This window comes from Croceivirga sp. JEA036, assembly GCF_011882165.1.
In the GTDB taxonomy this organism is placed as follows: Bacteria; Bacteroidota; Bacteroidia; order Flavobacteriales; family Flavobacteriaceae; genus Croceivirga.
This window is the reverse complement of the sequence record NZ_JAATON010000011.1, coordinates 8,736-15,058: the sequence shown is the minus strand read 5'-3', so window position 1 is coordinate 15,058 and position 6,323 is coordinate 8,736. Positions and strand designations below refer to the sequence as shown.

The following is a 6,323-nucleotide window of genomic DNA, read 5'->3' as shown; positions in this document are numbered from 1 at the left end:
ATCCGAAGTGGTAAAGCTGGTACCATCCGTATAATTTAAAGTGAACGTACCGTCATTATTATCTACTGTGGAAGCAATTCCGTTTCCATCTACACCATTTGCACCGTCTGCACCCGCTGGACCTTGTGGGCCTACAGCGCCATCCGCGCCATCATTACCTGCTGGTCCTTGAGCGCCTTGAGGACCTGTCAAATCTGAAGTAGTAAAGCTGGTACCATCCGTATAATTTAAAGTGAACGTACCGTCATTATTATCTACTGTGGAAGCAATTCCGTTTCCATCTGCACCATTTGCACCGTCTGCACCCGCTGGACCTTGTGGACCCTGAGGACCTACCGCACCGTCAGCACCATCATTACCGGCTGGACCTTGAGTACCTTGAGGACCTGTCAAATCCGAAGTGGTAAAGCTGGTACCATCCGTATAATTTAAAGTAAATGTACCGTCATTGTTATCTACTGTGGAAGCAATTCCGTTTCCATCTACACCATTTGCACCGTCTGCACCCGCTGGACCTTGTGGGCCTACAGCGCCATCCGCGCCATCATTACCTGCTGGTCCTTGAGCGCCTTGAGGGCCTGTCAAATCTGAAGTAGTAAAGCTGGTACCATCCGTATAATTTAAAGTGAACGTACCGTCATTATTATCTACTGTGGAAGCAATTCCGTTTCCATCTGTACCATTTGCACCGTCTGCACCCGCTGGACCTTGTGGACCCTGAGGACCTACCGCACCGTCAGCACCATCATTACCGGCTGGACCTTGAGTACCTTGAGGACCTGTCAAATCCGAAGTGGTAAAGCTGGTACCATCCGTATAATTTAAAGTAAATGTACCGTCATTGTTATCTACTGTGGAAGCAATTCCGTTTCCATCTGCACCATCAGTACCTGCTGGACCTTGTGGTCCTGAATCTGGATTCACCCAACTATAATTACCACTTCCATCTGTACTTAATACTTGTCCGTTAACACCTCCCGTTGGTAATTCAATTTCGTTTTGATCATCGTTATCTCCATCAACATAATCTACCGTAAAGTTTCCATTACCATCATTAGTGACTGTAATATCATTAGCGCCTACAACGGTTTCCCTGTAATCCGATAAATCGATAGGGGTTGCCGTTGGATCGTCACTAAGTGTTAAATTATCGCCTGTCAAGGACAAATCTTGCAACTCGTTCGACGCATCATTATCGTTGTTCGCGGGAATCAACGTACTTGGATCTATATATTCCCAAGAAGTACCATTCCATTGTATCATATCTCCTGCATTGGCACCATCCGCAAGTTTACCTAAGGTAACCGCGCTATCTGCTAACTCGTCCGTATTTACGGCTCCCGTTGCGATTTCATTGCTTGTAATACCGTCTGTTGCTATATCTAAAGTGTAAGGACTTACTGTTGAGCCAGCCCCAGAACGTACCAAAGTACCGTCTGTTGGTCCTACTACTTCGTTACCTATAACACCATCATTCTCAGTTACGGTTACAGAACCCAAATCTACCAAGGTCCATTCCGTACCATCCCATTGCATTACTTGTCCATTTGCGGTACCGTTGGCTAATTTTTCTAATGCAACTGCATCATCTGCAAGCTCTGCTGTACCTACAGCACCTGCTGCAATCTCTAAAGTAACATCCTCAAAAGTTGAATTAGCACCACCGGTTACTGTTAAATCTGAAGAAGAAATTGTTCCATCCGCTATTGCGGCTTCGTCAACAGCAACTGTATATGCCGTATTATTTCCTGTTGTGGTTGGAGTCACCGATACACCATTACCCGCTACAACAGAACTAGTGGTTTGATTTGCTTGTATCGCAGGAGTTAAATCTAACGCCGTAGAAGCTTCTCCATTTACCGTACTAACTAATTCGTTACTACCATTTAATGTTACCGTATTGCTATTTATGATATCTACAGGTGCTCCTGTAACACCATTTACCGTAGTGGTCAATTCATTTCCGCTACTAGCGTTGGCTACAGTTGTAGTCGTGTCTACCGATAAATCAAAATCATCACCAGTTCTTACTACCGTAACCGAACCGTCTGCTGAAGCAACAGTTTGTATCTCATTCAACGGATTGGAATCCGCATCACGAATATCTATGGTTGTGCTTGCGCCATCTGTAATCGTTAATTCCACGCTTTCATTGGCTACACCAGCTGCTCCTTGACCTAAGTCCTGGTCGTCTGTACTAGCTGCAGCCAATTCTGCCAATGCTCCTTCTACATCAGTCGACGTAAAGTTTCCTGCAGCATCAGTGATAGCTACTTCAGTTGCTGTTTGGTCGTCCGTACCGGCATTATCCAAATTCGATAAATCTACTGTCTGGGTACCGCCATTCTCTAATGTGATGGTCAATACATTGGTAGCATTATCCAAACTGAATGCTGTGATGGCCTGGTCGTCCGTGTTATCCAAGAATGGGGTCAAATCCACTGTACCTCCATCTTCCAACGTCAATATGTTACCTGCTGCTAAACTTAAAGCTTGGTCATCGGTACTGTTCGTAGCCAATTCTGCCAATGCCCCTTCTACATCAGTCGACGTAAAGTTTCCTGCAGCATCAGTGATAGCTACTTCAGTTGCTGTTTGGTCATCCGTACCGGCGTTATCCAAGTTCGATAAATCCACTGTCTGTGTACCGCCATTCTCTAATGTGATGGTCAATACATTGGTAGCATTATCCAAACTGAATGCCGTGATAGCCTGGTCGTCCGTGTTATCCAAGAACGGAGTTAAATCTACCGTACCTCCATCTTCTAAAGTCAATATGTTACCTGCTGCTAAACTTAAAGCTTGGTCATCCGTACCTGCGTTATCCAAGTTCGATAAATCCACTGTCTGCGTACCGCCATTCTCTAATGTGATGGTCAATACATTGGTAGCATTATCCAAACTGAATGCCGTGATGGCCTGGTCGTCCGTATTATCCAAGAACGGAGTTAAATCTACTGTACCTCCATCTTCTAAAGTCAATATGTTACCTGCTGCCAAACTTAAAGCTTGGTCATCGGTACTGTTCGTAGCCAATTCTGCCAATGCTCCTTCTACATCAGTCGATGTAAAGTTTCCTGCTGCATCGGTGATTTCTACTTCAGTAGCTGTCTGGTCGTCCGTACCTGCGTTATCTAAGTTCGATAAATCCACTGTCTGCGTACCGCCATTCTCTAATGTGATGGTCAATACATTGGTAGCATTATCCAAACTGAATGCTGTGATGGCCTGGTCGTCCGTGTTATCCAAGAACGGAGTTAAATCTACTGTACCTCCATCTTCCAACGTCAATATGTTACCTGCTGCTAAACTTAAAGCCTGGTCATCGGTACTGTTCGTAGCCAATTCTGCCAATGCTCCTTCTACATCAGTCGATGTAAAGTTTCCTGCAGCATCGGTGATTTCTACTTGTGATGCATTCTGTATCTCATTGGTATCACTCTTATCTCCATCAACATAATCTACCGTAAAGTTTCCATTACCATCATTAGTAACCGTAATATCATTAGCGCCTACAACAGTTTCCCTGTAATCCGATAAATCGATAGGGGTTGCCGTTGGATCGTCACTAAGTGTCAAATTATCTCCTGTCAAGGACAAATCTTGCAACTCGTTAGACGCATCATTATCGTTATTGGCAGGAATTAAAGTACTTGGATTTATATATTCCCATGAGGTACCATTCCATTGAATCATATCTCCTGCGTTAGCACCATCCTCAAGTTTGCCTAAGGTAACCGCGCTATCTGCTAATTCGTCCGTATTTACGGCTCCCGTTGCAATTTCATTACTAGTAATCCCACCTGTAGCTACATCTAAAGTGTAAGGACTTACTGTTGAGCCAGCCCCAGAGCGTACCAAAGTACCGTCTGTTGGTCCCACAACCTCGTTACCTATAACACCATCATTCTCAGTTACGGTTACAGAACCTAAATCTACTAAAGTCCATTCCGTACCATCCCATTGCATTACTTGTCCATTTGCAGTACCGTTGGCTAATTTTTCTAAAGCAACAGCATCATCTGCAAGCTCTGCAGTACCTACAGCACCTGCCGCAATTTCTAAAGTAACATCCTCAAAAGTTGAATTAGCACCACCGGTTACTGTTAAATCTGAAGAAGAAATTGTTCCATCCGCTATTGCGGCTTCGTCAACAGCAACTGTATATGCCGTATTATTTCCTGTTGTGGTTGGAGTCACCGATACACCATTACCCGCTACAACAGAACTAGTGGTTTGATTTGCTTGTATCGCAGGAGTTAAATCTAACGCCGTAGAAGCTTCTCCATTTACCGTACTAACTAATTCGTTACTACCATTTAATGTTACCGTATTGCTATTTATGATATCTACAGGTGCTCCTGTAACACCATTTACCGTAGTGGTCAATTCATTTCCGCTACTAGCGTTGGCTACAGTTGTAGTCGTGTCTACCGATAAATCAAAATCATCACCAGTTCTTACTACCGTAACCGAACCGTCTGCTGAAGCAACAGTTTGTATCTCATTCAACGGATTGGAATCCGCATCACGAATATCTATGGTTGTGCTTGCGCCATCTGTAATCGTTAATTCCACGCTTTCATTGGCTACACCAGCTGCTCCTTGACCTAAGTCCTGGTCGTCTGTGCCGTCTAAAGCATCTACATATGCCTTAGTTGCAGCATCTTGAGCGTTGGTTGGGTCCGCAATATTAGTAATAGCTGCTCCTCCACCGTCATTTCCGTCGGCCAATACTTCACTTAAATTCTGTATCTCATTCAACGGATTTGAATCCGCATCACGAATATCTATGGTTGTGCTTGCGCCATCTGTAATCGTCAATTCCACGCTTTCATTGGCTACGCCACCTACTCCTTGACCTAAGTCTTGGTCATCTGTACCGTCTAAAGCATCTACATATGCCTTAGTTGCAGCATCTTGAGCGTTGGTTGGGTCCCCAATATTAGTAATAGCTGCTCCTCCACCGTCATTTCCGTCAGCCAATACTTCACTTAAATTCTGTATCTCATTCAATGGATTTGAATCCGCATCACGAATATCTATGGTTGTGCTTGCGCCATCTGTAATGGTTAATTCCACGCTTTCATTAGCTACGCTACCTGCTCCTTGACCTAAGTCTTGGTCGTCTGTGCTGTTTGTAGCTAATTCCGCCAAGGCCTCTTCAACGTTGTTAGCGGCAAAGTTACCCGCTGCATCTGTGATAGCTACTTCAGTTGCAGTTTGATCATCTGTACCTACAAATGTAATTGGTGTTCCATTCCCGTTATTATAGGTAAACGTGCCATCTCCATTATTTGTTAGGTCGCCTTTTGTTATTGTTTGGGCAACACCATTTTCATTGGTATAGGTAAACGTACCATTACCATTATCTGCTATATTGGTAATTGTTTCAGCTATACTTACCGAAGCAACATTTAAATATAAACCACCGTCACTACCTACAGTAATGTCGTTATTAGCATCGTTGCTTACAAAATCAAAGGTTTGTGCTGACCCTGTTTCATCTGTATAGGTGTATGTTCCATCCCCGTTATTTACCAAAGTGCTAATACTTGTATCGCTTATCGTAGTCGTTGCTCCTGATGCATCCGTGAATACATAGGTGCCATCGCCATTGTCTACCAAGGCAACCGTGCCCGCAGCGGCGTTGATTTCATCTATAGCTGCTTGTACGTCAGTCGCGGCCAAACCACTGGTGGTATTATCGTATGGGTTGCTAGAGGCTCTGGTATCGATAGTCTGGGTGTTACCAGCTTCGTCCGTATATGTATACGTACCGTCACCATTATCGGCTACCGTACTTAAACTTGTATCGCTTATCGTTGTGGTGGCTCCCGATGCATCCGTAAATACATAGGTGCCATCGCCATTGTCTACCAAGGCAACCGTACCCGCGGCAGCGTTGATTTCATCTATCGCGGCTTGTACGTCAGTAGCAGCTAAACCACTGGTGGTATTATCGTATGGGTTGCTAGAGGCTCTGGTATCGATAGTCTGGGTGTTACCAGCTTCGTCCGTATACGTATAGGTTCCGTCACCATTATCGGCTACCGTACTTAAACTTGTATCGCTTATCGTTGTGGTAGCTCCCGATGCATCCGTAAATACATAGGTGCCATCGCCATTGTCTACCAAGGCAACCGTGCCCGCAGCGGCGTTGATTTCATCTATCGCAGCTTGTACGTCAGTCGCCGCCAAACCACTGGTGGTATTATCGTATGGGTTGCTTGATGCTCTGGTATCGATAGTCTGGGTGTTACCAGCTTCGTCCGTATATGTATAGGTTCCGTCACCATTATCGGCTACCGTACTTAAACTTG

General features: G+C 44.7%; 1 pseudogene. It reads right to left on the bottom strand.

The features are described 5' to 3' along the window. Nucleotides 1-6,323 (bottom strand): annotated as a pseudogene (locus HCO57_RS16435) (collagen-like protein); the annotation flags it as partial.